This is a genomic window from Telluria sp. ZT3P26 (genome assembly GCF_059686035.1).
Genome location: NZ_JCASII010000002.1, coordinates 1 through 24,106, shown reverse-complemented (window position 1 = coordinate 24,106; position 24,106 = coordinate 1). Strand labels below are relative to the sequence as shown.

The window sequence follows — 24,106 nt, the reverse complement described above, 5'->3', positions numbered from 1 at the left end:
GGATTCCCGCCTGCGCGGGAATGACGTGTTGGCTTTACGGAGCATGGGTCGTGTCGCAGCCCGCTGCTTGAAAACCGTCGTTCCCGCGAAGGCGGGAACCCAAGTCATCCCCCATACCCATCACCCGAATCCCTTACAATCGCTCCATGAAACTCGATACCTCACCCATCGCCGCCATCGCCACCGCCCCGGGCCGCGGCGGCATCGGCGTCGTGCGCGCCTCCGGCAAGGAACTCGGCGCGCTGATCGCCGCGCTGTTCCCCGGCGTGACCCTCGCGCCGCGCCACGCAACCTATATCCCGTTCAAGGCCGCCAACGGCGACATCATCGACGAAGGCTTGGCCCTGTACTTCCCGGGTCCGCATTCGTACACCGGTGAAGACGTGCTGGAGCTGCAGGGCCACGGCGGCCCGATCGTGCTGCAGATGCTGCTGGGGCGTGTGCTCGAAGCGGGCAGCAGCATGGACCTGCGCCTGGCCGAACCAGGCGAATTCACGCGCCGCGCGTTCCTGAACGACAAGCTCGACCTGGCCCAGGCCGAAGCGGTGGCCGACCTGATCGACGCCTCCACCGAAGCTGCCGCCAAATCGGCGTCGCAGTCGCTGTCGGGCGCGTTTTCGCAAGTGGTGCACACGCTGGTGGACCAGACGACCAATCTGCGCATGCTGGTCGAGGCCACGCTCGACTTCCCGGAAGAAGAAATCGACTTCCTCGAAAAATCGAACGCGCGCGGCCAGCTCGCTGGCATCATCACCGCGCTGGAGCACGTGTTCCGCCAGGCGGCGCAAGGCGCGCTGCTGCGCGAAGGGTTGAATGTCGTGCTGGTCGGGCAGCCGAACGTGGGCAAGTCGTCACTGCTGAACGCACTGGCCGGCGCCGACGTCGCCATCGTCACGCCGATTGCCGGCACCACGCGCGACAAGGTCAGCGAGACGATCCAGATCGAGGGCATCCCGCTGAACATCATCGACACTGCCGGCATCCGCGCGATCAGCGACGAGATCGATGTGGTCGAGCGCATCGGCATCGAGCGCACCTGGGGCGAAGTCGGCAAGGCCGACGTGATCCTGCACCTGCTGGACGCGAACCTGGGCCCGAGCGCAGCCGACGAAGCCATCGTCGCCGCTTTCCCGGCCAACGTGCCGGTGGTGCGCATCTGGAACAAGATCGACCTGTCGGGCCACAAGCCATCAAAAGATGAAAGCACGGACGCCGTGCACCTGTATCTGTCGGCGCACGAAAAGCTTGGCATCGACCTGCTGCGCGCGGAACTGCTGCGCATCGCCGGCTGGCAGCAGACGGGCGAATCGCTGTTCCTGGCGCGCGAGCGGCACCTGATTGCACTGCGGGCCGCCAACGACCACCTGGAACTGGCGCGCCAGCATGCGATGCAGGACGATCAGTCGCTGGACCTGTTTGCCGAAGAGCTGCGGCTGGCGCAGGATCAACTGTCCAGCATTACCGGGCAGTTCACGCCGGATGATTTGCTGGGAGTGATTTTCGGGCGATTCTGTATCGGGAAATAACCATTCGCCGCTGATTGATCACCGGACGAGCGTGGAGGCGGCTGACCTTGCGCTCGTCAAGTCAATTCACCTGGTGATTGCTTGCGGATGCGACGAAAAACGAATTCATTGCAGGCGAGCCCGCCGCCGTGTGTTTTCAGTACTTCCAGCGTGTAGCCACACGCCTTGTAAAAGTCGAATATCTGCTCGGGCCTGGACACTTCAAATGGGTAGCCGCCTATCCAGTCAATCTTATCGTGCCACCAAGACATTCCCCTGTTGCGGCTATAGTGAAGTATGCCAAAAACATATTCGTGCGGCTTTCGTCGGATCAGGTGAATCAGGAAAGACCTTGCTTCCAGCGGTAGATAGACAAGACATGCGAAACATGGTTTGAGACAGGCTGGCAAATGATTGTAGAGTTTCTTGATCGTATGCCAGCGCCCGGAGGCACCGCCTTGGTCGTTGTACAAAGCGATGAACAACTGCCCATTATCAGCCACCTTGTCACTGACATTGGCCAATGCGCCCCACAAGTCCCCGGTGTGGTGCAGTACGCCCCAGGAGTAGACAATATCGAACTCTCCAAGTGTTTTCATATAGGCCGCATCCAGGACCGAGCCGTGTTGCACTTTCCAGTGGATATTATTTTCAGCATAACGTGCTTTTAATTCTTTCGTGCACGCGACTGACTTCGGGTCATAATCAAATGACACCACGCTTGCCCCGAGCTTGTTTGCCGCAAGAGAAAACAAGCCACTGCCACTACCGATATCCAGAAACGATTTTCCGTTCAAGCTATCGACCTTCAGTGTCGTCCTGAGACTCTGCACCGCTTCCTGGATTTTTGTTTCATCGAGAGACTGCAAGAATTTGGTCCAATTGTCGCCAAATGCAAAGCGTTCCCCTTTGTCAATTTCCTTTTGATGATTTTTTGCCAGAGCATCGGATGATGTGGTCATATAAATTCCTTTCGCAACAATGCCAAGGCGCATGAATGCGGTGATGTGCCCACATAATGAATGTGGTTAAAAGCGTCATTATGTCGTCGGTGAATTCATTGGCTTTGACTTTATTCAATTGAAGTTTTATGCGCTTATTCGATTTGAAAGCCACGCCATCAATGCGTGCGAAGAAGCGCTCTCGGCGCGGTCACGAACTTCTGTCTTGACAGCACGCGTCGCGCGCGCCGCCGCCGCCGCCCGGCATGCTAGCTGCCCATCCTGACTTTAAGTTAGGGGCATCAAGGCATCGATTACAACTCACCACTGCTATCTATGCGGCTTACGGGCAACAATTATGCTCTACCTATCCAACGATAAGACATTCATTACGATTCGTTTTAATTACACAAGTTAGTACACAAAAACGATAGGCCATGGCGTAAGCGCCGTGGCCTATCGCTGTCTTCCAGTTGCTTCTGTATCGAAATAGTTAGCCGGCAATGGTTGATTCGATCACCGCAGCGGCCAAAACCACACCTCTTTGCTAGTCCAGTAACACGCCGACCCGCACACCTGCATCCCGCCGAGCTGAGGCGCGACGATGTCGATATGGCCGCGCTCGTAGATGCCAGGACTCAACCGGAAGAACGACACGATGCCGCTACGGTGGCCGACATCTTCGATCATCCCGCTGCCGCTCAACTTCTCGGGCTTGCCCAGCATGGTGGGGCGTGACAGGATCATCGACAGCTTTGCCTGTCCCGGCTCGATCATCTTGCCCTTGAGTGCCCCAGTCCTGATGGGAATGCGACCACCGGGGATGGTAATGCCCGACCGGATCAGCGCCAAACTGACGCGGATCGCGCAAGTATTGCCGTAGTCGGAATTTTTTATCAGGTCATCCCATCCGATCTGCTGGAACAACGTATCGCGGCTGACGACGCGGTTACTCGGGTAGTTTTTCATCAGTACGCCAAATGGGACTCGCATGTCATCTCCCGTCGGCGCAAGGGAAGCGAGCCACATACAGCGCTATCAGCTCGGCGGCTGCATTGCCCGGCATCGAGCCAGCGCGCCCGCGCAGCTCGTCCCATATACGATCATCGATTTCCAGCGGCTTCATACCGGGCGGCGCGCACCACAGCCGCCCCTGCGTTGCATCGACAACCCCGGCCTGATAGCCCTCTGCGTACCGCTGCTGGAACGCCGCATCGGGCTGCTGGCTCCATTTATCCACGCCTGGCTGTCCGGCCACCTTTGCCACGAACCTATCGCCCGACAGGTGCCATGTGAATGCGCCAAGCGGCTGCGCCGCAGCGCCGCATATCAGCGTCAGAACAGCGCATAGAACTGCACACCTCATACGATTCGCCATACCCACCTCCGATGAATTGTGAGTGGGTATTGTGTCGTCCAAAACTTGGGAAGGTCTTGCGCGTCGCCAGCGCATCAACTGTATGAAATGCCTGTGCGAATAGCGGTAGCTGTCCAAAGCGCAACGGCTCGCATTTGCGCATCGCTCACCGCCGTTGTCGCTACGCGTCGCGCGCCAACACCGCCGGGCATGCTAGGCTTGCTGCTATGAACACGCGAATCACGACCCTTGCCCCCCATCCTGCGCGCCGCATGCTGTTTCGGCTCGCCGCCATGCTGGCTGGCGCCACTTTGTTGTCATCCTGCGCCAGCGTCCTTGGCCCGCGCCAGGTCGAGCTGCCGCTGCACAAGCTGCAATCCAGCCTCGACAAGCGTTTCCCGATCAACGAGCGCCTGCTCGACATTTTTGACGTCCAGCTTACGCGGCCGCACCTGTCGCTGGTGCCGGATCAGGACCGGGTCGCGCTTGCCGTCGATGCGTCGGTCGCGCCGCCGTTTGCACGCGCCTGGGCGGGCAACGTTGCGTTCTCGGGCCGCCTGTACATCGATCCCGGTCGCGCCGCCGTCATGATGGCCGAGCCGCGCGTCGATCGCCTGCAGCTTGGTAATCCCGATGCCGAGCGCCGGCTGGCGCGCGTGGCCAATACGCTGATCGACACCGTCGCGCGCGACATGCCGGTGTATGCGTTCGACCAGAAGGACTTGCGCTATGCCGGCGTGCAGTTTGTCCCGACCCGCATCCAGACCACCCGCACGGGCCTGTTGGTCACGCTCGAACCGGCGAAGTAACGCCACCCGATCTGCATGTTGCAGTTGCGTCAAATTGCATCGCCACGGCAGATCAGGGATTGCACCCGCATTGCATTGGGCGCACACTGATACGCAACGAATCGCAGGATGGGTTCGCCAGTTGGGCTCCCGCTTGCGCTTTCTCATGGGCACGGAGTTCCACTGAAGTAATCTTTCTCTGACTTCAGGTTGCCGTATCAGGGGGTGGATCTTGGAAACGACTTATGAGACTTTTCCGAACAGTGGCCGGTCGCTGCAGGCGCCGCCCGTCTCGGTTATCGCCGCCGTGAGCGCCTCGCCCACCCGCGCCAATCTGCCCGCCAAGGGCTCGTGCTGGTACTGCGAAAAGCCGCTCGACAGCGTACGGCGGTTCTGCGGCAAGCCCTGCGCCGACGCCTTCGACGAAGAGGCCGAGTTTACGCGTTGAGGTCAGGCGCCGATGTGGCGCCTGCATGGGCCAGCAGCCGCAACGCCTGCTCGAAATCGAAGCGCCTGACTGCTGTTTCCAGCGCCGCCAGGCGGTCGGCGCCCAGCGTGACCAGCAGGCGTGGCCGCAACAGCGCCACCAGCTCGGGCGCGCGGCCATCGCCGATATCGAGCATCGCGCGCAGCCGCGCCAGGTCACGCGCATCGACCGGCAGCGTCGATGGCATCGCCGGCAAGGCGTGTGCGTCTGGCGCCTCTGGCAGCCTGTCCACTTCCACCAGCACCCGCGTCAGTTCCGCGTCCAGCGCAGCGATCAGCGTGGCCGGCGCGACGCCGTCCGTCTTGAGCGCCAGTTCGGTCTCGAGCGCCAGGCGGCGCAGCGGAAGTGCCTCGATCATGCCGGCCGCGCCTTTGAGCGTGTGAGCGATGCGCTGCGCCAGCACGGCGTCACCGGCATCGATGGCGGCTTGCAGGCGCGCGATCAGGTCGCGGTAGTCGCTTGCGAAGCGCGCCAGCACGCGCAGGAACATCGCGCGGTCGCCCATGACCCGGTCCAGGCCTGCTGCCAGGTCGATGGCGGCGGCGGTGTCGCCGCTCGGGGCGCCCGTCACCGGGTGGTGAACGACCAGGTGCGCGTGACGGCCGCGCCATTGACCGTGCCGGCGAAGCTGACGTCGTAGACGGTGGCCCCCCGCAGCGGCTGGAGCGGGATGATGGCCGCGGCAGGCTTGTTGTCGGACAGGGGCGCGATGCGCAGCACGGTCAGGTCGCTGCCGCCGCGCGGGCGCACGGTGAAGCTGGTAACCGTGACACTGGCATCGAGATTGGTGTGCACGCTGATCGGATAGCCCACTTCGTTGGCATTGGGGACCGGGTCGGGCTGCTCGGTATTGCTGAAGAAGTTCGGCACGACCTGGGTCTGGCCATTGAACGGCCAGGTGACGAGCGTACCGCGGGCGATGCCGGGGCCGAAGCCGTCGCGGCTGGCAAAATCGGCGGTGAAGTAGCGGTAGCCGCTGCTGGCTGTGGCGGCGCCGGTGCCGATCTCGCGGAACATCGGCTCGAAGATCACGAAGCGGTGGTAGATCGCCGTGATCAGTTCTTCGGCCATGTAGAAGCCGGAGCCGTTGCTGCTGCCCGAAATGACTTCGCCGTACGCGTAGCCGCGCTCGGGGTTGAGCATGTAGCCCGCCGCGCTCAGGCGCGCACCCAGGTCGGCGCCGGTAAAGCCCTGGCGCCCGGCGACCTGGTCGTGACTCATGATGTTATTGACGCGCAGGTACTCGGAATGCCCGAGCGCAGCGTTGTTGATCTGCGTGTTCTGGGATACCTGCGGCACGCCAATCTGGCCGCGCCGGTAGTTGATCCAGTTGCGCCCGTCGACGGCGATATTGCCGGTCTGCGCCGGCGCCGCGACGCCGACAGGATCGGTGGCCACCGATGAGTCCGGACTGACGGCGGTGCCGCCGGTGACCTGGCCGGACGGCGCCGAGGTGTCGCTATCGCTGCTGCCGCAGGCAGCCAGGCCCAGCACGGCAGCCAGGGCTGGGATCATCAACTGCCAACGGAGCGTGTAGCTCATTTTGCAACTCCTGTCAATACGTGCTTAATTCGATATTCTAGGGCAAATCCGGACGGCATGGCGGGTGGTGACGTCAACGCGCAACCTCCTTGATTTGCAGCCTGTAGAATAAGCCATCATTTATCTTGTCGAGTCGTCCATTGAAGCCTATTAACCAACAACGCCTCGCACGCGCCAAGTTCGCCCTGCCGAGTTCCGTCACGTTGCTGTCGATTGCCTGCGGCTTCGCCAGTATCGTGATCTCGGTCGACAACGCGCGCGTGGGCGACCCGGCGGACTTCCGCCTGGCCGCGATCCTGCTGGTGCTGGCCGGCGTGTTCGATGCGCTCGACGGCTTCGTGGCGCGCGCCACCAATACCCAGTCCAGCTTCGGGATGCAGCTCGACTCGATCGCCGACGTGATGAACTTCGGCTGCGCACCGGGCCTGCTGCTGTACTGCTACGGCTTCACGCAACTGAACGACGTGCATCCGACGCTGGTGCGCATGGGCGGCCTGGCCTGCTTCGTGTTCGTTACCTGCGGCGCCCTGCGCCTGGCGCGCTTCAATATCAGCCAGGGCCGCACCGACCCGCGCTATTTCGTCGGCATGCCCATCACGGCGGGCGCGGCCTGCGTGTCGGCCGTGGTCGTGGCCTGGCCCGATCCGGTCACCCAGATGCCCCAGGCGTTCATGGTGGCGGCCCTGATGGTAGTGGTTGGTGCGCTGATGGTCTCGACCATCCGCTTCCCCAGCTCCAAGCACCCGAGCGGCAAGCTGATGATCGTCATCGTTGCCGTCTGCGCGGCCTTGCTGGCCGTGCTGCAGACGCGCTTCTTCGTGCTGTTCTTCCTGGTGTACATCAGCCTGACGCTGCTGCTCAATATCGGCTGGAAGATGGGCTGGCGCGGCGTGGCGCAGCCAAAAGTCTACGACGAAGAGTGAACCGGCGGCCCTGACAAGGGCCGTTTTTTCGTTCAGGCGAACTTGTCGAGCATCGCCGCCAGATGCGCAGCCCGTTCGCGCGCTTCCGGCAGATCGGCCGCGCCGCTTGTCTGGGTCACAATCGACGCGGTCAGCAACTGCACGAACGAGCGGTCGAGCGCCTTGCGCGCTGCTGCCATCTGCTGCGCCACCGCGTCGCAGTCCGACGGCGTATCGGCCAGCGCGATCAGTTTCTGCACGCCGCGCAGCTGGCCTTCGATCCGCGCCAGCCGGTTCAGCAGATCCTTCTTTTGCGGTGCCGTCAGCGCCTTGCCTTCGACGATCCTGACATTCGCTTCGAGCATCAGGCCACCTCGTGACCGCGCGCGGCGCGCAGGATCTGGAACCAGTCTTCGCGGGTCAGTTCAATCGTGGTGCCCGCCACCGCGTCGGCAATCGCCGCGATGCGGCCGGTGCCCGTCAGCGGAATCGGCCGGCTTGGCAGGCGCATGATCCACGCGAACACCACGCTGGCAAACGGCTGGTTCAAACGATCGGCAATGCCCTGGATCGTCTGGCGCAGCACGGCCGCGCGCTCGTTGGCCGGGTCGAACAGGCGCCCGCCACCCAGTGGCGACCACACCATCGGCGCGACGCCCAGGTCTTGCCGGCCGTCGAAGGTTTCGTCGAACAGTGGCGCAGTCACCAGCGGCGAAAACTCGACCTGGTTGGTGCTCAGCGCCACGCGGCGATTGAGCGACTCGAACTGGTGGCGCGTGAAATTCGATACGCCCACGTGCCGCACCTTGCCATCCGCTTGCAGCCGTGTAAACGCTTCGGCGATCTCGTCGAAATTCATCAACGGATCGGGGCGATGGATCAGCAGCAGGTCGAGGTGATCGGTGTGCAGGCGGCGCAGCGATTCTTCGGCCGACGCGATGATGTGCGCCGCATCGGTGTCGTAATGCTGGATCGTGTGGCCCGGATGTTTGGCCGACATGAGCCGGATGCCGCACTTGCTCACCAGTTCGATGCGCGCGCGCAGCGATGGCTGGGCGCGCAGGGCCTCGCCGAACAGCATCTCGACGCCGTAGTCGCCGTAGATGTCGGCATGGTCGAACGAGGTCACGCCCAGCGCGATGCATTGTTCGATGAACTCGACGCGCGCCGCGACCGGCATCGCCCATTCGGTCATGCGCCACATGCCGGCGACGATGCGCGAGAGCGCCGGGCCGCCTTCGCGCGTGAGGATGCGGGGGCAGCGCAGATCGGCAGGCAGGGCAGGCGACATCGTGTTTCTTTCGTCATGACAGGATTACACGATTATAGCGGTAGCCGATGCGCACCGTTTCGGGGTACAAAAAAGCCCGCCGGCGGCGTTGCGCGGGCGGGCTTGTCAAACACCGACGACCGGATTACTGCATCCAGAGACGCATCGAATCCCAGGCGCGGCCAAAGATGCTCGCTTCCTGGACTTCTTCCAGCGCGACCACCGGCAGCACCAGCAGCGGCTTGCCGTCGACCGTCATCTTGAGCGTGCCGACCGCGCCATTGCGCGCCAGCGGCGCGACCAGCGGATCGCGGCGCTCCAGCACCGGCTTGAGCTTACCGGCCACGCCCTTCGGCACGGTCACCAGGATATCGCGCGTGAAGCCGATCTTGACGGTCGGCTGCGAGCCCTTCCAGATCTGCGGGGTCTGGATCGCCTGGCCTTTCGAATACAGCTTGACGGTGTCGAAGTTCTGGAAGCCCCAGTTCAGCAGCTTCTGGCTTTCTTGCGTACGCACTTCGGTCGAGCTGGTGCCCAGCACGACGGCGACCAGGCGACGCTCACCGGTGCTGCCGTTCGGACGGCGCGCCGACGAGATCATGCTGTAGCCCGACGAATCGGTGTGGCCGGTCTTCATGCCGTCGACGGTCGGATCGAGCCACAGCAGGCGGTTGCGGTTCTGCTGGGTGATCTTGTTGTACGTGAACTGCTTGATCGAGTCGATCTTGTAGAACTCGGGGAAGTCGCGGATCACGTGCGAGGCCAGGTTGGCCAGGTCGGCAGCGGTCGAGTAGTTGTTCGCGTCCGGCAGGCCGTGCGGGTTGGCAAACCGTGTGCTCTTCAAACCCAGGCGCTGCGCTTCGCGGTTCATCAGCGTGACGAAGGTCGCTTCGTCGCCAGCGACCGCTTCGGCGATTGCGACGGCGGCGTCATTACCCGACTGGATCATCAGGCCATGCAGCAGGTCGCTGACCGAGACCGGCACGCGCGGGTCGATGAACATCTTCGAGCTGCTGCTGTCGACTTTCCAGGCGCGCTCGGACACATTGACCATCTGGTTCATCGACAGGCGCTTGTCGCGGATCGCCGAAAACGCGACATACGCGGTCATGATCTTGGCCAGCGATGCCGGCTCGATGCGCATGTTCTGGTCTTGCGACGCAATGACCTGGCCGCTCGTGGTGTCGAGCAGCAACCACGACTTGGCGGCGATGGATGGAGCCGGTACGGTTTGCGCACTGGCCGAGATCATTACCAGGCTGGCGGCGAAGGCCGCTAACAGTTTTTTCATGGAAACGTTCGTCATTGTAAAAGGTGAAGCGGTGGTAGAGCGCAAGGCAATGCCCGGGGGCACTGCCTCAAGAGAAGGGAATGATTATAGGGGACTGTGACGCTTAAATGTCACGGCGCCACAGTTGAATGACCAGATTTTTAATATGGCCAAGCTTGCGATGGAAGAAATGGTCGGCCCCCGGAATGATTGTCACGGGGATATCGAGCGGGCGCGCCCAGTCGAATACCTGCTGCATCGTGATCGTGTCGTCCTGCTCGCCGTGGATCAGGATCGTGTCTTGCGGCACGGCCGGCATCGGCCATTTGCCAGCCGCAGTGCCTACCAGCACCAGGCGCTCGGGCGCGCGGCCTTCGGCTTCCAGGCGCAGCGCGAACTGCGCCTGCACGAAGGTACCGAACGAAAAACCGGCCAGCGTGACCGGCAGGTCGGGGTAGCGCGCACGCATGTGCTCGTACATGATAGCCATGTCGTCCACTTCGCCCTTGCCGTCGTCGTACACGCCTTCGGATTCACCGACACCGCGGAAATTGAAGCGCGCCACGGCGTAACCCAGCGTGACGAAGGTGCGCGCCAGCGTTTGCGCGACCTTGTTTTCCATGGTGCCGCCATACAGCGGGTGCGGGTGCGCGACCAGCGCGATGCCGCGCGGGGCGTCGTCGGGCAGGTCGAGCAGGCATTGCATCTTGCCGGCGTCGCCGTCCAGATAGAATTTTTGCGAGTGGATGTTCATGGTCAGATCTTGAGACGGTCGACGACCTTGCCGCCGACCAGATGGGTATCGATGATGTCGTCGATGTCTTCATTATCGACATAGGTGTACCAGACGCCTTCCGGGTACACGACGAGCACGGGGCCTTCTTCGCAGCGGTCGAGGCAACCGGCCTGGTTGATGCGCACCTTGCCTTCGCCGCTCAGGCCCAGTTCCTTGATGCGCTTCTTGGCGTGTTTCTGGGCTTTTTCAGAGCCGCACTTGCCGCAGCTCTGGCGCGCATCCTTGCCTTCGCGCTCGTTCATGCAGAAAAACACGTGGTGCTGGTAAAACGGTTGGTCGGTCATGGCGTTCTCGTCGAAAAAGGCAGAAGTATTATCTTACTGGCGATTGAGTTTATGTGACGGCAGCAGCAGGAACCAGAGCGCGAAGAATGGCCAGCTCAGTGACAGGAACCACGCGGCGCCATTGAAGTTCAGGAATTTGCCCTGCACCCAGCCTTGCAGCGTGGACGAGAAATACGGATTCACCGGAATCGTGTTGACAACCACCAGCGCCAGTATCAGCGTCACCACCGCCAGGCGCCGCTGCGCCACCTGCGGCGCAAACACCAGGCCCGAGAGCATGATCATGCCGATCAAAAAGCCGCCTTCGGCGCCCGGCGTGACCCAGACCAGCGCATTGTCGGGCCGGAACAGCAGCGAGCTGGCAAACGCCTTGAGCACCAGCGCTGATGCCAGCAGGGCAAGCATCAGCCAGAAGCGCGGGGCGCCGCGCCGCACGAGGCACATCAGCGTGAGCGCCGCGCCGGTCATGCCACAGGCGGTGATGATCGTCTCGGACAGCCAGTACTGCTCGACGCTCATCGTCACGCCGGGGCGCAGCATCGCCACCAGGTCGATCTCGGTATCGAACCACGACGACAGCCAGCCGGAGACGATCGGCAGCACCTGGCCGTGGCCGAACAGGTAGCTTTGCGGGTAGATCTGCGCCAGCGGCCACATGGCCACCAGCACCAGGCCCTGGCTTGCATGGGGCGCGAACCAGCGCTGGCGCAGCTTGAACAGGCGGCTGCGATCGAGCAGGCCAGGCGCCCACAAGGCGCCCAGTACGGCGCCGATCAGCGCGCCGCCCGCGTTGGTCACGAAATCGAGGTTCGACGGTACGCGGCTGGGCAGGAAGTTCTGCACCGTTTCCATGACGCCGGTGGTGAAGATGCCGATCAGCGCGGCCAGCAGCACCGCCCAGATGCCGCGCACACGCGGATAGAACGACAGCACCAGCAGCATCCCGAACGGGATGTAGCCGACGATATTGACGCCGACGTCGAAGCCCGTGAAGTAACGCTGTTTGACGAGGTTCAGAAACGCCAGCGGCGCCACGCCCGTATCGCGCCAGCCCGTGAACGGGAACCAGCTCGCGTAGATGATCAGCAGCAGATACGCCAGCAGCGCGGCGCGCACGATCGGCGAGCCGCGCGAGCGGCCGGCCGCGACTTCGGCGGAGATGGCCCCGTCGCTCATTTGCCCTGCAGGTCGAGGGTCGACAGCCAGTTCTTGAGGTCGAGCGCGATCCGGTCGGTGCCGGCGGCCAGTGCGGCCACGCCACCGGCCGCGTCCTGCGTGGGCGCGGGCGCGTTGTGCGCAAAGCTTTTCTGGGCTACCAGGCGATGGTCGGCCAGGACCGACGCGCGCAGCAGGATCTGTCCTTCGCTTGCGCTGGTGCTGGAAAACGCGTGCACGAAGTCGTCGACCTCGATGCGCAGGATCGGCACGCGGTTGGCCGCGTCGGTGGCCGACAGTACCGTGACACCGGCCTGCGCCAGGCGCACCTTCAGGCGCCGCGTGACCAGGTCGAGCGGCGTACCACTCCAGCGGCTGCCGGCATAGGTACGGGCTTGCAGCGGGTCGGCGTAGTTCAGCCGGTACACCATGCGCTCGTTGTCGAGGACTGCGCCGCCGGTGGCGTCCATCACGACGATCGGGGGCAGTGACGCCGGTTGTACGGGCGTGGACAGCTGGGCCGACGGCGCGCCAAAGTCATAGATGGTATTGGGCGCGCCCTTGTTGCTGGCGCAGCCGGCCAGCAGCGCGGCGCCAGCAACGGTAGCGGCAACGGCGAGGCGGTAGGGGCGGAGATTCACGGTGGTCCTCATTTGGTCGGGGGCGCGAAGCCCGGCTCGCCCGGGCCGGGCGCGTCGCCCGGTGTGCCGAACAGGATGCTTTGCGGGCGGTCGGAGAACGAATTGGCGGTGCGGCGCACGGCGCGCAGCGAGGCGCGTGCTTCGTCCGTCATCTGCACCACGTGCGGCAGCGTTTCCAGTTCCAGCTCGCTGGTGGCCGCGCCGAGCGCGCCGATGGTGCTGTTCAGGCGTTCGATCGGGCCGTCCGGCGCTTGCAGGCGCGTGGCCAGGTTGTCGTAGTTGCGCGTCATCGACGTGGCGCTGGTGGCCAGCGTGTCGATCGAGTCCATGCTGCGGTCGACTTTCGTGATCAGTGACGGCAGGCGATCGAGCACCGGATCGAGCCGCTGCGGGATTGCCGCGTAGGCGTCGGCGGCGCGGTCCACGCTCTCGAAGGCGCCGAGCATCGTGGCGCGGTTCTCCGGGCTGAGCAATTCATCGAGGCTGGTCGTGATCTTCTCGGCCTTGTCGAGGATCGCCAGGCCGCGGTCCTCAAGCTGGTCGAGCAGGCCGGGACGCAGCGGGATGCGCGCGATGCGCTCGCCGCCGGTGGCCAGGCGCGGCGATCCGGTGCGCTCGTCATTGAGCTGGATGAAGGCAATGCCCGTCACGCCCTGGTAGCCAAGCGACGCATAGGTGGTGCTGGTGATCGGCGAGGCTTCGTCGACCGACAGGCGAATCAGGATCTGGCCGGTGACGCGCGGATCGAAGATGATCGAGTCGACGCGGCCGATCTCCAGGCCCCGGTAGCGCACCGTGGCTTGCGGATTCAGGCCGGGAATCGATTGCGTGGTGACGATCTCGTACGGCACCAGTTCAGTCTTGTCGCGGTTAAACCAGAGGCCGATCAGCACCGTCGCCACCAGGAGAGCGATCGTGAAGATGCCGGTCATCAGCGCATGTGACCTGTTTTCCATACTAGTGTGTCTCCGATTCGTTCTGGGCCTGGCGCTCGTCGAGCACTTCCAGTGCCCGCTGGCCGCGCGGGCCCAGGAAAAAGTGTTTGATGAACGGGTGCTCGACCTTGAGCACATCGCACGACGGCCCCACCGCCAGCACGTGTTTTTCGGCCAGCACCGCGATGCGCGAGGACAGCGCGAACAGCGTGTCCAGGTCGTGCGTGACCATCACCACGGTCAGTTTCAGTTCGCGGTGCAGCGTCTGGATCAGCGTGACGAAGGCATCGGACAGGTCGGGGTCCAGGCCTGCGGTTGGTTCGTCGAGAAACAGCAGTTGCGGCTCGAGCGCCAGTGCCCGCGCCAGCGCCGCGCGCTTGACCATGCCGCCGGACAGGTCGGACGGCATCTTGGCCGCATGCTCCGGCCCCAGGCCCACCATGTCCATCTTGAGCAGCACCGCATCGCGGATCACGTCTTCGGGCAGCGCATGCAGCTCGCGCATCGGCAGGGCGATGTTGTCGAACACGTTCAGCGCCGAGTACAGCGCGCCCTGCTGGAACAGCATACCCCAATGGTTGCGCATGCGTTGCAGCTGCTCCGGCCTGGCCGCGCTGATGTCTTCGCCGAATACGTGCACGCTGCCCTGCGACGGGCGCTCCAGGCCCAGCATCTGGCGCAGCAGCACGGTCTTGCCGGTGCCCGAGCCGCCGACGATCGACAGGATCTCGCCGCTGTAGATTTCCAGGTTCAGGTCCTGGTGTACGACGGTGCGGCCGAACCGGGTCCACAGGTTGCGGATCTCGACGACGGGTTTGCCCACTTCTTCGTCGGGCCGCAGGTTCAGGCGCTGGGGGGATTGTGCTTGGGTGTCGGCCATCAGAATCCCGTGCTGCTGAAGATGATCGCGTAGACCGCGTCGGCCAGGATCACCACCGTGATCGCGGTGACGACCGAGGTCGTGGTGCCGCGTCCGAGGCTTTCGGTATTGGGCTTGATGCGCAGGCCGAAGTGGCACGCGATCAGCGCGATCAGCACGCCGAAGGTCGCGCCCTTGAGCAGGCCAATGGTGTAGTTCACGAACGGCACCGCATCGGGCAGCTTTTGCAGGAAGTAGCGGAACGACATGCCCATCTCGATTTTTGCCGACACCATGCCGCCCAGCAGGGCCATCGCATCGGTCCAGACCACCAGCAGCGGCATCGAGATCGCCAGCGCGATCACCTTCGGCAGGATCAGGCGGTAGCCGTGCGAGACGCCCATCACCAGCATCGCATCGAGTTCCTCGGTCACGCGCATGACGCCCAACTGCGCCGTGATCGACGAGCCGGAACGGCCGGCCACCAGGATCGCGGCCAGCAGCGGGCCCAGTTCGCGGATCACCGCCATGCCGAGGATGTTGACCAGGTAGGCGTCGCCACCGAACATGCGCAGCTGCTGCGACGACAGGTATGACAGCACGATTCCGATCAAAAAGCCCACGATCGCCGTGATGCCCAGCGCCTGGAAACCGGAGTGATAGATATTGGCCGAGATCTCGCGCCAGGGCCCGGTGGCCGGGTGGCGCACGAAGCGCCACAGGTCCTGGACCACGATGCCGATCAGGCCAATGAAGCTGCGCAGGTGCGTGAAGAAATCGAGCATGCCGGCGCCCAGCTTGATCAGCCAGTCGAAGGGGCTGACGCGCTGGCGCGGCAGCGTGATCTTGCTCGCTGCTTCGATGCGCTTGAACAGGTCTTCCTGGCGCGGGTCGAGCGTGAGGCGCTGCGGGCGCTGCTTGTTCCAGGTATTCCAGAACATCTGGGCGCCGATGTGGTCGAGGCTATCGACGCCGGACAGGTCCCAACTACAAGCACCCTTGTCCTTCAGGCCGGCCAGCTGCTGCGTGATGCCCTTCAATACGCCGCGCTGCGACAGGCCGTGGACTTGCCAGACCCCGCTGGCGATGACAGATTGGCCTGCACCCTGGCCGGCCTGTTGAATGGTTAATGTTGGCGCATTTTCAATCTGCATTGCGGCAGTGTAAAAGAGATTCGCGCCTCCTGCCACAAAGTTGGCTTGATGAATCAGGCAAATCAGGCGGCCAGATGGCGCGCCTGGCGCGACGGGGCCACTGCGCGCGCGGTATCCGGGGCCGCTTGCGGTGCGCGCGCCGGCGCGTCGACCTTGCCGGCGTAGTCGCTGGCGAGCAGGCTGGCCGCTTCACCGGCCGCCATGCCGCGCACCTGCAGATACTCGGCCACCAGCTTGGCCAGGCGATCGAGCGCGATGCGGTGCGTCGCATCCGTGCGCGTATAGATCCAGTCCGAAAACGCCATGAAGTTGTCGAACGGCGCCTCGCCCAGCAGCACCGGCGTGGTGTTGGCGAAGCGCCCCGAGTTGGCCACCAGGTCCCAGTAGCGCGCAAAGCGCACCAGACGCTGCATGGTCGCGAAGTCGATCTTGTCCGTCGCCAGCACGGTGTAGGGCGGGTACGGATCGTAGACCATGCCGAAGGCTTCAGTGTGGCGGATGATGGGCGTGCCGCGCAGGCGCTTGAGGATGCCGAACTGGATTTCCTCGGCGCCCAGCCCCACCAGCTGGTCGAAGCCGCGCGCGAAGCTGGCCACGTCTTCGCCCGGCAGGCCGGCAATCAGGTCGACGTGCAGGTGAGCGGTGGCATGCTGCGTGAGCCAGCGGATGTTCTCGGCCGCCTTCTCGTTGTTCTGGCGGCGGCTCACGAGCGCCTGCACCTCGGGGTTGAAGCTCTGGATGCCGATCTCGAACTGCAGCGCGCCAGCCGGGAATTTGGCGATGGTGTCCTTCAGCGCATCGGGCAGGTGGTCGGGGACCAGCTCGAAGTGGGCGTAGATCGGGTCATCCGGATACTGCGCGATCTTGTCGAGGAAGAAGTCCATGATGCGCAGGCTCGTCTTGACGTTCAGGTTGAACGTGCGGTCGACGAATTTAAACAGGCGCGCGCCGCGTACGTACATTGCCTCCATCTCGGCCAGGAAGGCGTCGAGCGGGAAAGGCCAGGCGGTCTTGTCGAGCGACGACAGGCAGAACTCGCACTTGAACGGGCAGCCGCGCGAGGCTTCCACGTACAGGGTGCGGTTGGCGATGTCGTCGTCGTTGTACAGCGCATAAGGCAGGGCGATCGCGTCCATCGGCGGCTGCACGCCGGCGTGGATCTTCATCAGGGGCTTGGGGCCATTGAGGATCTCGCCACACAGCTTGGGGAACGTGACGTCGCCCCAGCCGGTGATGACATAGTCGGCCAGCCCGACGATTTCCTGTTCGCCCGTCTCGTGCGAGACTTCCGGGCCGCCCAGGATGATCTTCACGGCGGGCGCGACGCGCTTGAGCATTGCCACCAGGCGCGTGGTCTCTTCCACGTTCCAGATATACACACCGAAGCCGACAATGCGCGGCGCGTGCGCCAGGATGCGCTCGACCAGATCGGCGGTCTTGGCGCCGGTGACGAATTCCTGGATGCGGGTCTGGTCCTGCAGCGGGCCCATATTGGCCAGCAGGTAGCGCAGTCCGAGCGAGGCGTGCGTGTAGCGGGCGTTCAGGGTGGTGAGCAGGATCGACATGGTGGCGGCAGGCTGAGGGGAGGTGAAGGCGGTATTTTACTGTGATGCCGCAGTCATTCGCGTGACTATGCAGTCGACATTGCTTCTAATAAAGATCGGCGCCTACAATCGCTGACTCCTTACTTAGAAAGTGCCTTCCATGTTCATGACCAATATCGAAACCGTTCCGGGCAAGACCATCACGGCGTGCCACGGCGTTGTCTCCGGCAGTTCGGTGCGCTCCAAGCACGTGGGCCGCGACATCATGGCGGGACTGAAGAACATGGTTGGCGGCGAGCTCAAGGGCTACACCGAGTTGCTGGAAGAATCGCGCGCGCAGGCCACCGAGCGCATGCAGGCGCAGGCCACGCAGATGGGGGCCAATGCCGTCGTCAATGTGCGCTTCTCGACCTCGTCGGTGGCGGCTGGCGCGGCCGAGATCTATGTCTACGGCACTGCGGTGACGGTGGGCTGATGGACATTATCTTCCTGATTGTCTTCTGGACGGTGCCGATTGCGCTCGGCTACATCTTCGGACGCATGGCTGAAGCCCGGCATTACCGCTCGATCATCGCCAGGGAAAAAACGTGGTTGCGCTTGCCGGCCACGTCGCTCAAGACATTGCTCGGGTCTGGGCCGGTGGCGCGCACCGAACTGGTCACGGGCAGCGTGGTGGTGGCGGTCGATCATTTCAAGAAGGCGGCGTCGGCGCTGCGCTCGCTGGTGGGCGGGCCGGTGCAGTCGTATGAAACGCTGCTCGACCGCGCCAAGCGTGAAGCGGTGCTGCGCCTGAAGGAAAGCTGCCCGGGCGCCCACGAGATCGTCAACGTGCGCCTCGAAACGATGCCGCTCACCGGCAACCAGCGGCAGATCAATGGCGTCGAGGTGCTGGCCTACGGCACCGCCATCTATTACGTGGAACAGAGCGCCGCACCATGAAATACCAGGCGTCGCTGCCCGAGCACAACGACAACGTCACGCCCGGCCATCCGCTCAAGGATTTTGTGCTGATCCTGGCCGGGCTGTCGGCGGCGGTGGTGGTGGGCTACCTGGTGCTGGGCTGGCTGGTGGACGTGGTGGTGGACCGGATGGGGCCGGAGACCGAGGCGCAGCTGACGCAGATGGTGGCATGGACACCGCCCGCGAGCGAGCCGGCGATGCGCACGCGCGAAGCCTGGGCCCAGGGCCTGGTCGATGGCATGCGTCAATGCGCCGGCGTCAGCGGGCCGGTCACGGTGCGCGTGAACCGCTCGGACACGCCCAATGCGATGGTCGCCCCGGGCGGCGTGGTGGTGGTGTTTTCGGCGCTGTTCGACAGTGTGCAATCCGAAAATGGCATGGCGTTCGTGCTGGCCCATGAGCTGTCGCACATGGCCAACCGCGATCACCTGCGCGCCGTCGGCCGGCGGGTGGTGCTGATTGCTGCTGCCACCGTGCTCACGGGCGACGGCAGCGGGACGGCAGGCGTACTGGTGCCGGCGCAGCATCTGGGGGAGTCCGGGTATTCGCGGGGCCGTGAAGCTGCTGCCGATGCGAAGGCACTGGCGATCCTGCAATGTCGCTACGGCCATGCTGGCGGCGCTACCGAATTGTTTACCGCCTTGCAGCGCGAGGAGGGCGCAACGCCGGCCGTGGTGCATTACCTGGCGTCGCATCCGTCGATGGCCGCGCGCATCGAGGCCGTGCAGGTGGCGATGCGCCAGGCGGGCTTGCAGGCTGGCCCGGTGCAGGCCTTGCCGCGTTTTTGACGGCGTGTGCGATAAAGCTGGCGGTATCGGACATTGCTTGTTAGAATGCGAGCCGGAATTCAGGAAGCCTGTTGCCCAGTAGAGGAACAGTTTTCCAGCAAGTTATGCCTGATGACCATAGCAAATCGGTCCCACCCCTTCCCATCCCGAACAGGACCGTGAAACGATTTTGCGACGATGATAGTGCTGCAACCAGTGTGAAAGTAGTTTATCGTCAGGCTAGTTATATAGAGAAAGCCCACCAGGTGTCTGGTGGGCTTTTTTGCTTTGGAGCGCCGCTTTTGTCGCGTCGATGCCGCACCAATGCGAGAGAAATAGCACGTCGGAACTATTTTAAGATTAAAGTATTGCATTAGTTTTACTTCGTCATGGTCCGATCGTGCGGCGCCCGCCGCAGAAAGCGTCTCTCATGCAACGTCGTCATCCTGCTGCGCCCCGTCGCCTCCTTGCAATCTCCCTCATGCTGGCGCTGGGCGCCTGTAGTAGCGGTCATGATGACGAGCCGGCCGTTCTGCCGCCGCCCCCAGCCACTGCCGCCCGCATCAATGTCGACGTCGCCCGCACCGCGCATGGCGTGCCGCATGTGCGGGCTGACGACTTCCGCAGCCTCGGGTATGGACTGGCGTATGCCTATGCCCAGGACAATGTCTGCATGTTCGCCGATGCCGTGCTGACCGTGCGCGGTGAGCGCTCGCTGTTCTTTGGCGGCGATGCGCGGCCACGCCAGCGCACGGGTGACGAGTATGGCGGCGGCAGCGGGTTCATGGATCTGAACAACGAGGACAGCGATTTCTTCTTCAAGGGCTACCTCGACATCGAGCAATTGCGCGCGGGGTATGCCAGCGGCACGCGTGAGCCACGCGACCTGCTTGAAGGCTATGTCGAAGGCTATAACCGGTACCTGAAGGATGCGGGAAGCAAGTTGCCGGCGGCCTGTGCCAACACGAAATGGGTGCGCCCGATTTCACTCGACGACATGATGCTGGTGGTGGCGGAAAAAGCGCTGCACGCATCGGGCCAGGCCTTTGCACGCGACTTCGTTGCGGCTGGCCGGGTTCCCGGCGTACCTGTGACGCTGGCCAAATTGGCGCCGCGAAAGATCGACGCGTCGTCGCTGGTCGCGCAGCTCGATCTGCTCAACCGGCAAGGCTTCGGCAGCAATGCGCTGGCGGTGGGCAAAGACTTGTCCGCCAATGGGCGCGGGCTATTGCTCGGCAACCCGCACTATCCGTGGACCACGACCGACCGCTTTTATCAGGCCCACCTGACCGTGCCGGGGCGTTACGACGCGATGGGTGTGATCATCGGCGGCGTGCCGGCTGTCGTCATCGGCTTCAACCGCGACGTCGCCTGGAGCCACACGGTCACGTTCGCCAATCACTTCACCACGTTCCGGCTGGCGCTGGACCCCGGCGACGCCACTGGCACCACCTATCTGTATGACGGGGCGCGGCGCACGATGACATCAAAAACGGTGACGGTCGAGGCGCTGCTGCCCGATGGCCTGATCGGGCGGCGCACCAAGACCTTTTATTTCAGCCATCAGGGCGCCGTCATCAGCCGGCCGGCGGCGGGCCTGACCTGGACGGCCCAGGCCGCCTATGTGCTGGCCGACCCGAATCGCAGCAATACCCGGATGCTCGAGCAATGGCTGGGCATCGGCACCGCCACCAGCGTGCGCACGCTGAAGGATTCGCTCGACAAGGTGGTGGGGTTGCCATGGGTGAACACGGTGGCGGCCGACCGCGACGGCAATACGCTGTACGCGGACGCCAGTGTCGTGCCGCACATGAATGCGGACAAGTTCGGGAATGGTTGCCTGTTGCTGCAGGCGGCGCTGCTGTTCGACGGGTCAAAGAGCAGCTGCGGCTGGGGGCAGGATGTGGGCGCACCGGCCGGCATTTACGCTCCGGCCACGGCGCCGTGGATGATGCGCACCGATTACGTTGGCAATTCGAATGACAGTTACTGGCTGACCAATCCGAAGGCACTGCTTACTGGTCCGGCGCCGCTGGGTTATTCGCCGCTGTATGGGCGCGTGAATGCCGAGCAAAGCCTGCGCACGCGGATCGGGTTCCGCCAGGTCGAGGATCTGCTGGCCCAGCGCAACAAGTTGACCCTCGCTGACATGCAGGCACTGGCGTTCTCGAACCGCGTCTATGCGGCCGAGCTGGTATTGCCGGAGTTGTTGACTGCCTGTGCCAGCGCGAGCAGCACTCTGATGCATCAGGCGTGCACGACGCTGCAAGCGTGGGACCGGCGCGCCGATCTGGACAGCCGGGGCGCAGTGCTGTTCCGCGAATTCTGGGCGCTGGCCACAGTGATCCCGAACAAATGGGCACGGCCGTTCGATCCGGCGGATCCGGTCAATACGCCGGCCGGCGTGGCGCAGGCGGCCATGCCCGCCATGCTGGCGGCGCTCAGGACGGCGGCCGACAAGCTGCAGTCGCTTGGCGTGCCCCTGGATGGCCGCCTGGGCGACTACCAGGTCGAACCACGCAATGGCGTGCGTATTCCGCTGCATGGCGGTAATGGCAATCAGGAAGGGACGTATGGGTCACTGACGATGCGGAGTAGCTTGACGGCGCAAGGCTATGTCGGCGCGCACTGGGGCCAGAGCTATCTGCAGACCGTGACCTTCGACGAGCAGGGGCCGGTGGCGCAGGCGATGCTGACGTATGGGCAGTCGGTCGACCCCGCCTCGCCGTGGTATGCCGACCAGACGCTGCTGTATTCGCGCAAGAGCTGGCCCAGCCTTCCCTTTACGCAAGAGACGATCAAGGCCGACCCGAATTACACGACCGTCACGCTGCGGGAGTAGCGATACCGTCCAGCGCCGTCATCGCATCGTCCGGCAGCACCAGTTGCGCGGCAGCCAGGTTCTCGCGCAAGTGCACCACGGACGAGGTGCCCGGGATCAGGAGCAGGTTCGGCGCGCGGCGCAGCAGCCAGGCGATCGCCACCTGCATCGGCGTTGCGCCGAGCTGTTGCGCCACGCCGGACAGGGCATCCGACTGCAGGGGCGTGAAGCCGCCCAGCGGGAAGAAGGGCACGTAGGGGATCCCTTTCGCGGCCAGCTTAGTAATGAGCGCGTCATCCTGGCGGTGCGCCAGGTTGTACATGTTCTGCACGCAGGCGATTGGCACGATGCGCTGGGCGTCTTCCACCTGCTGCTGCGTGACGTTGCTCAGGCCGATGTGGCGGATCAGGCCGCGCTGGCGCAGTTCTGCCAGTTTGGCCAGGGGCGCCTCGAGCGACCCCTCGGCCGGTTTGAACATGTCGAACATCGCGCGCAGGTTGACCACATCGAGCACGTCCAGTCCCAGGTTGCGCAGATTGTCGTGCACGGCCTGTTCGAGCTCCGGCGCCGAGAAGGCCGGTAGCCAGCTGGCATCCGGACCCCGACGCGCCCCGATCTTGGTCACGATTACCAGGTCGTCGCGATAGGGATGCAGCGCTTCGCGGATCAATTGATTGGTCACGTGCGGACCGTAGAAATCAGACGTGTCGATGTGGTTCACGCCGAGCTCGACGGCCTCGCGCAGCACGGCGCGGGCCGCGTCCGCATCCTTCGGTGGACCGTACACGTGGGGGCCAGCCAGTTGCATGGCGCCGTAGCCAAGGCGGCGTACGGTGCGGCCGCCGAGTGGATAGGTGCCTGCCTGATCGACGATGGACATGGTGTTGTTCCTTGGTGTGGGTAAGTAAAGCCACGATACGACCCATGCGTCTGTGTGACAATCCAGGTAAATCCACACAGGTTGTACGAAAAAACGAACAATGAAAACTGATCTGGGAGAGTTGTCTGCATTTGTGTCAGTGGCGCGTGCCGGGGGTTTTCGTGAGGCAGCGCGCGCGACGGATGGCAGCGCATCCGGTTTGAGCGAAGCGGTGCGGCGTCTGGAAACGCGGCTTGGTGTGCGTTTGCTCAATCGGACCACGCGCAGCGTGACGCTGACCGAGGCGGGCAGCAGCCTGCTGGCGCGGCTCGATCCCGCGCTGCATGAGATCGATGCCGCCCTGGATGTGATCAATGGCTTTCGCGACAAGCCGACGGGCGTATTGCGCCTGAATGTCCCGATGAGTGCAGCACGGCTGGTGCTGCCATCCATCGTGCCGCGGTTTCTGGCCAGGTATCCCGAGATCCGCCTGGAGGTCGTGGCGGACGAAAGCTTCATTGATGTGCTTGCCGCCGGGTGCGACGCCGGCATCCGCTATGAAGAGCGGCTCGAGCAGGACATGATCGCCGTGCCGATCGGCCCACGTATCCAGCGCATGGCAGCGGCGGCCTCGACCGCTTATCTCGACCGCCATGGCCGGCCGGGCCACCCGCGGGAACTGCCGCCCGGCGCCTGCATCCGCTCGCGGTTTGCCAGCGGGGCCATGGCCCGGTGGGTATTCGAGCGTGGTGAGGAAGCGATCACGATCGAACCCAATGGGCAATTGCTGGTGCAGATCGGTGGTGCGCTGGACCTGGCGATCGATGCAGCCGTGCAGGGGCTGGGCGTGGTGTATCTGTTCGAGGACTGGCTGGCGCCGTACGTCGCGCAGGGACTGCTGGAGCCAGTGCTGCAGCCATGGTGGCCGCAGTTCTCCGGACCGTTCCTGTATTACCCGGGCCGCAAGCTGGTGCCGGCGCCGCTGCGTGCTTTCGTCGATTTCATCCGCAGCGAGGATGAAAACGCGCCAGATTTGTCACACAACTGAAAAATAAGCTGTTGACGAAGCTCATCACGTCGAGCATAATCTCATTCCTCTGCTGCAGCGAACAAAACGATTCGAAGCAAACGGCAGATGAAGCAGCACCGAATAAGTTCTTTAAAAATTAACAGTCGATAAGTGTGGGCGTTTGATGAAGGTGCCAAGAACTTCGGTTCTTGATTACTTAAATTATCAAATGTTCACAAAAAAGAAATACGTTGCTCAGC

Annotated in this window: 26 protein-coding genes and 1 rRNA gene; 10 read left to right on the top strand and 17 right to left on the bottom strand. The window is 63.6% G+C overall.

Annotated elements, in window-relative coordinates; translation table 11 throughout:
• Positions 1 to 146: 146 nt before the first annotated feature.
• Complete coding sequence (mnmE, locus tag AC56LN_RS07970; RefSeq protein ID WP_499570817.1) at positions 147 to 1,526, top strand: tRNA uridine-5-carboxymethylaminomethyl(34) synthesis GTPase MnmE; 1,380 nt, start codon at positions 147 to 149, stop codon at positions 1,524 to 1,526.
• Positions 1,527 to 1,582: 56 nt separating this feature from the next.
• Here the strand turns inward: mnmE and AC56LN_RS07965 are convergent, their stop codons facing one another.
• The 3 genes from AC56LN_RS07965 to AC56LN_RS07955 form a co-directional block, all read right to left on the bottom strand.
• Positions 1,583 to 2,467 carry a class I SAM-dependent methyltransferase gene (locus AC56LN_RS07965; RefSeq protein ID WP_499570816.1) on the bottom strand — a complete coding sequence of 295 codons (885 nt, stop codon included), beginning with the start codon at positions 2,465 to 2,467 and terminating at the stop codon, positions 1,583 to 1,585.
• A gap of 495 nt (positions 2,468 to 2,962) precedes the next feature.
• Positions 2,963 to 3,415: a T6SS effector amidase Tae4 family protein gene (locus AC56LN_RS07960; protein WP_499570815.1), complete on the bottom strand. Its 453-nt coding sequence runs from the start codon at positions 3,413 to 3,415 to the stop codon at positions 2,963 to 2,965.
• A gap of 25 nt (positions 3,416 to 3,440) precedes the next feature.
• The gene (locus AC56LN_RS07955; protein WP_499570814.1) at positions 3,441 to 3,824 is read right to left on the bottom strand and encodes a Rap1a/Tai family immunity protein; all 384 of its coding nucleotides are present in this window, start codon (positions 3,822 to 3,824) and stop codon (positions 3,441 to 3,443) included.
• 206 nt (positions 3,825 to 4,030) lie between these two features.
• Here AC56LN_RS07955 and AC56LN_RS07950 point away from each other — a divergent pair, with 206 nt between their 5' ends.
• Together AC56LN_RS07950 and AC56LN_RS07945 are read left to right on the top strand one after the other, a co-directional pair.
• A complete protein-coding gene (locus AC56LN_RS07950) occupies positions 4,031 to 4,612 on the top strand; it encodes a DUF1439 domain-containing protein (protein ID WP_499570813.1) in 582 nt (193 codons plus the stop codon).
• Positions 4,613 to 4,823: 211 nt separating this feature from the next.
• Positions 4,824 to 5,039: a hypothetical protein gene (locus AC56LN_RS07945; RefSeq protein WP_499570812.1), complete on the top strand. Its 216-nt coding sequence runs from the start codon at positions 4,824 to 4,826 to the stop codon at positions 5,037 to 5,039.
• Here AC56LN_RS07945 and AC56LN_RS07940 read toward each other — a convergent pair.
• Positions 5,029 to 5,649, bottom strand: a complete 621-nt coding sequence (locus AC56LN_RS07940) for an Hpt domain-containing protein (RefSeq protein WP_499570811.1) — start codon at positions 5,647 to 5,649, stop codon at positions 5,029 to 5,031. The two genes, AC56LN_RS07945 and AC56LN_RS07940, sit on opposite strands and share 11 nt — an antisense overlap.
• Positions 5,646 to 6,620 (bottom strand): CAP domain-containing protein, encoded by a 975-nt coding sequence (locus tag AC56LN_RS07935; RefSeq protein WP_499570810.1) that lies wholly within the window; start codon positions 6,618 to 6,620, stop codon positions 5,646 to 5,648. The genes AC56LN_RS07940 and AC56LN_RS07935 overlap by 4 nt, the downstream gene beginning before the upstream one ends.
• A gap of 140 nt (positions 6,621 to 6,760) precedes the next feature.
• Here AC56LN_RS07935 and pssA point away from each other — a divergent pair, with 140 nt between their 5' ends.
• Positions 6,761 to 7,543 carry a CDP-diacylglycerol--serine O-phosphatidyltransferase gene (pssA, locus tag AC56LN_RS07930; RefSeq protein WP_499570809.1) on the top strand — a complete coding sequence of 261 codons (783 nt, stop codon included), beginning with the start codon at positions 6,761 to 6,763 and terminating at the stop codon, positions 7,541 to 7,543.
• Positions 7,544 to 7,575: 32 nt separating this feature from the next.
• On the opposite strand, the gene AC56LN_RS07925 is transcribed toward pssA, so the two are convergent.
• The 11 genes from AC56LN_RS07925 to AC56LN_RS07875 form a co-directional block, all read right to left on the bottom strand.
• Positions 7,576 to 7,887, bottom strand: coding sequence for a metal-sensitive transcriptional regulator (locus AC56LN_RS07925; RefSeq protein ID WP_482896553.1), 312 nt, complete (start codon positions 7,885 to 7,887; stop codon positions 7,576 to 7,578).
• Positions 7,887 to 8,813, bottom strand: a complete 927-nt coding sequence (locus AC56LN_RS07920; RefSeq protein WP_499570808.1) for an aldo/keto reductase — start codon at positions 8,811 to 8,813, stop codon at positions 7,887 to 7,889. The genes AC56LN_RS07925 and AC56LN_RS07920 overlap by 1 nt, the downstream gene beginning before the upstream one ends.
• 124 nt (positions 8,814 to 8,937) lie before the next feature.
• The gene (locus AC56LN_RS07915; protein ID WP_499504058.1) at positions 8,938 to 10,083 is read right to left on the bottom strand and encodes a D-alanyl-D-alanine carboxypeptidase family protein; all 1,146 of its coding nucleotides are present in this window, start codon (positions 10,081 to 10,083) and stop codon (positions 8,938 to 8,940) included.
• A 103-nt stretch (positions 10,084 to 10,186) separates the two neighbouring features.
• On the bottom strand, positions 10,187 to 10,816 hold the full coding sequence (locus AC56LN_RS07910) for an alpha/beta hydrolase (RefSeq protein WP_482896551.1): 630 nt from the start codon (positions 10,814 to 10,816) through the stop codon (positions 10,187 to 10,189).
• A 2-nt stretch (positions 10,817 to 10,818) separates the two neighbouring features.
• A complete protein-coding gene (locus tag AC56LN_RS07905) occupies positions 10,819 to 11,142 on the bottom strand; it encodes a (2Fe-2S) ferredoxin domain-containing protein (protein WP_183555244.1) in 324 nt (107 codons plus the stop codon).
• 33 nt (positions 11,143 to 11,175) lie between these two features.
• Positions 11,176 to 12,318 (bottom strand): VanZ family protein, encoded by a 1,143-nt coding sequence (locus tag AC56LN_RS07900; protein WP_499570807.1) that lies wholly within the window; start codon positions 12,316 to 12,318, stop codon positions 11,176 to 11,178.
• Positions 12,315 to 12,938, bottom strand: a complete 624-nt coding sequence (locus tag AC56LN_RS07895; RefSeq protein ID WP_499570806.1) for an ABC-type transport auxiliary lipoprotein family protein — start codon at positions 12,936 to 12,938, stop codon at positions 12,315 to 12,317. The genes AC56LN_RS07900 and AC56LN_RS07895 overlap by 4 nt, the downstream gene beginning before the upstream one ends.
• Before the next feature lie 8 nt (positions 12,939 to 12,946).
• Positions 12,947 to 13,894: an MlaD family protein gene (locus AC56LN_RS07890; protein ID WP_499570805.1), complete on the bottom strand. Its 948-nt coding sequence runs from the start codon at positions 13,892 to 13,894 to the stop codon at positions 12,947 to 12,949.
• 1 nt (position 13,895) lies between these two features.
• Positions 13,896 to 14,753 (bottom strand): ABC transporter ATP-binding protein, encoded by an 858-nt coding sequence (locus tag AC56LN_RS07885; protein ID WP_499570804.1) that lies wholly within the window; start codon positions 14,751 to 14,753, stop codon positions 13,896 to 13,898.
• The gene (locus AC56LN_RS07880) at positions 14,753 to 15,886 is read right to left on the bottom strand and encodes an MlaE family ABC transporter permease (protein ID WP_499570803.1); all 1,134 of its coding nucleotides are present in this window, start codon (positions 15,884 to 15,886) and stop codon (positions 14,753 to 14,755) included. Before AC56LN_RS07880 ends, AC56LN_RS07885 begins: the two co-directional genes overlap by 1 nt.
• A 62-nt stretch (positions 15,887 to 15,948) precedes the next feature.
• Positions 15,949 to 17,451 (bottom strand): B12-binding domain-containing radical SAM protein, encoded by a 1,503-nt coding sequence (locus tag AC56LN_RS07875; RefSeq protein WP_499570802.1) that lies wholly within the window; start codon positions 17,449 to 17,451, stop codon positions 15,949 to 15,951.
• A 139-nt stretch (positions 17,452 to 17,590) separates the two neighbouring features.
• On the opposite strand from AC56LN_RS07875, the gene AC56LN_RS07870 reads away from it, so the two are divergent.
• The 5 genes from AC56LN_RS07870 to AC56LN_RS07850 all read left to right on the top strand — a co-directional run bounded on the left by AC56LN_RS07870 (position 17,591) and on the right by AC56LN_RS07850 (position 21,999).
• Complete coding sequence (locus AC56LN_RS07870) at positions 17,591 to 17,905, top strand: YbjQ family protein (protein ID WP_183555251.1); 315 nt, start codon at positions 17,591 to 17,593, stop codon at positions 17,903 to 17,905.
• Entirely contained in the window at positions 17,905 to 18,369 is a 465-nt protein-coding gene (locus tag AC56LN_RS07865) for a YbjQ family protein (RefSeq protein WP_499570801.1), read from the top strand. The genes AC56LN_RS07870 and AC56LN_RS07865 overlap by 1 nt, the downstream gene beginning before the upstream one ends.
• On the top strand, positions 18,366 to 19,178 hold the full coding sequence (locus tag AC56LN_RS07860) for a M48 family metallopeptidase (RefSeq protein ID WP_499570800.1): 813 nt from the start codon (positions 18,366 to 18,368) through the stop codon (positions 19,176 to 19,178). The genes AC56LN_RS07865 and AC56LN_RS07860 overlap by 4 nt, the downstream gene beginning before the upstream one ends.
• Before the next feature lie 107 nt (positions 19,179 to 19,285).
• Positions 19,286 to 19,398 (top strand): 5S ribosomal RNA (gene rrf / locus AC56LN_RS07855).
• A 189-nt stretch (positions 19,399 to 19,587) separates the two neighbouring features.
• The gene (locus tag AC56LN_RS07850) at positions 19,588 to 21,999 is read left to right on the top strand and encodes a penicillin acylase family protein (protein WP_499570799.1); all 2,412 of its coding nucleotides are present in this window, start codon (positions 19,588 to 19,590) and stop codon (positions 21,997 to 21,999) included.
• Here AC56LN_RS07850 and AC56LN_RS07845 read toward each other — a convergent pair.
• On the bottom strand, positions 21,983 to 22,858 hold the full coding sequence (locus AC56LN_RS07845; protein ID WP_499570798.1) for an aldo/keto reductase family oxidoreductase: 876 nt from the start codon (positions 22,856 to 22,858) through the stop codon (positions 21,983 to 21,985). The genes AC56LN_RS07850 and AC56LN_RS07845 overlap by 17 nt on opposite strands.
• Positions 22,859 to 22,958: 100 nt before the next feature.
• Between AC56LN_RS07845 and AC56LN_RS07840 the strand changes: the two genes are divergently transcribed.
• Entirely contained in the window at positions 22,959 to 23,885 is a 927-nt protein-coding gene (locus AC56LN_RS07840) for a LysR family transcriptional regulator (protein WP_499570797.1), read from the top strand.
• Positions 23,886 to 24,106 lie beyond the last annotated feature (221 nt).

Excerpts from the sequence above, each read along its gene's own strand:
- mnmE (WP_499570817.1), top strand. The coding sequence starts at position 147 with ATGAAACTCGATACCTCACCCATCGCCGCCATCGCCACCGCCCCGGGC.
- AC56LN_RS07965 (WP_499570816.1), bottom strand. The coding sequence starts at position 2,467 with ATGACCACATCATCCGATGCTCTGGCAAAAAATCATCAAAAGGAAATT.
- AC56LN_RS07960 (WP_499570815.1), bottom strand. The coding sequence starts at position 3,415 with ATGAAAAACTACCCGAGTAACCGCGTCGTCAGCCGCGATACGTTGTTC.
- AC56LN_RS07955 (WP_499570814.1), bottom strand. The coding sequence starts at position 3,824 with ATGGCGAATCGTATGAGGTGTGCAGTTCTATGCGCTGTTCTGACGCTG.
- AC56LN_RS07950 (WP_499570813.1), top strand. The coding sequence starts at position 4,031 with ATGAACACGCGAATCACGACCCTTGCCCCCCATCCTGCGCGCCGCATG.
- AC56LN_RS07935 (WP_499570810.1), bottom strand. The coding sequence starts at position 6,620 with ATGAGCTACACGCTCCGTTGGCAGTTGATGATCCCAGCCCTGGCTGCC.
- AC56LN_RS07925 (WP_482896553.1), bottom strand. The coding sequence starts at position 7,887 with ATGCTCGAAGCGAATGTCAGGATCGTCGAAGGCAAGGCGCTGACGGCA.
- AC56LN_RS07920 (WP_499570808.1), bottom strand. The coding sequence starts at position 8,813 with ATGTCGCCTGCCCTGCCTGCCGATCTGCGCTGCCCCCGCATCCTCACG.
- AC56LN_RS07915 (WP_499504058.1), bottom strand. The coding sequence starts at position 10,083 with ATGAAAAAACTGTTAGCGGCCTTCGCCGCCAGCCTGGTAATGATCTCG.
- AC56LN_RS07910 (WP_482896551.1), bottom strand. The coding sequence starts at position 10,816 with ATGAACATCCACTCGCAAAAATTCTATCTGGACGGCGACGCCGGCAAG.
- AC56LN_RS07905 (WP_183555244.1), bottom strand. The coding sequence starts at position 11,142 with ATGACCGACCAACCGTTTTACCAGCACCACGTGTTTTTCTGCATGAAC.
- AC56LN_RS07900 (WP_499570807.1), bottom strand. The coding sequence starts at position 12,318 with ATGAGCGACGGGGCCATCTCCGCCGAAGTCGCGGCCGGCCGCTCGCGC.
- AC56LN_RS07890 (WP_499570805.1), bottom strand. The coding sequence starts at position 13,894 with ATGGAAAACAGGTCACATGCGCTGATGACCGGCATCTTCACGATCGCT.
- AC56LN_RS07885 (WP_499570804.1), bottom strand. The coding sequence starts at position 14,753 with ATGGCCGACACCCAAGCACAATCCCCCCAGCGCCTGAACCTGCGGCCC.
- AC56LN_RS07880 (WP_499570803.1), bottom strand. The coding sequence starts at position 15,886 with ATGCAGATTGAAAATGCGCCAACATTAACCATTCAACAGGCCGGCCAG.
- AC56LN_RS07875 (WP_499570802.1), bottom strand. The coding sequence starts at position 17,451 with ATGTCGATCCTGCTCACCACCCTGAACGCCCGCTACACGCACGCCTCG.
- AC56LN_RS07870 (WP_183555251.1), top strand. The coding sequence starts at position 17,591 with ATGTTCATGACCAATATCGAAACCGTTCCGGGCAAGACCATCACGGCG.
- AC56LN_RS07865 (WP_499570801.1), top strand. The coding sequence starts at position 17,905 with ATGGACATTATCTTCCTGATTGTCTTCTGGACGGTGCCGATTGCGCTC.
- AC56LN_RS07860 (WP_499570800.1), top strand. The coding sequence starts at position 18,366 with ATGAAATACCAGGCGTCGCTGCCCGAGCACAACGACAACGTCACGCCC.
- AC56LN_RS07850 (WP_499570799.1), top strand. The coding sequence starts at position 19,588 with ATGCAACGTCGTCATCCTGCTGCGCCCCGTCGCCTCCTTGCAATCTCC.
- AC56LN_RS07845 (WP_499570798.1), bottom strand. The coding sequence starts at position 22,858 with ATGTCCATCGTCGATCAGGCAGGCACCTATCCACTCGGCGGCCGCACC.
- AC56LN_RS07840 (WP_499570797.1), top strand. The coding sequence starts at position 22,959 with ATGAAAACTGATCTGGGAGAGTTGTCTGCATTTGTGTCAGTGGCGCGT.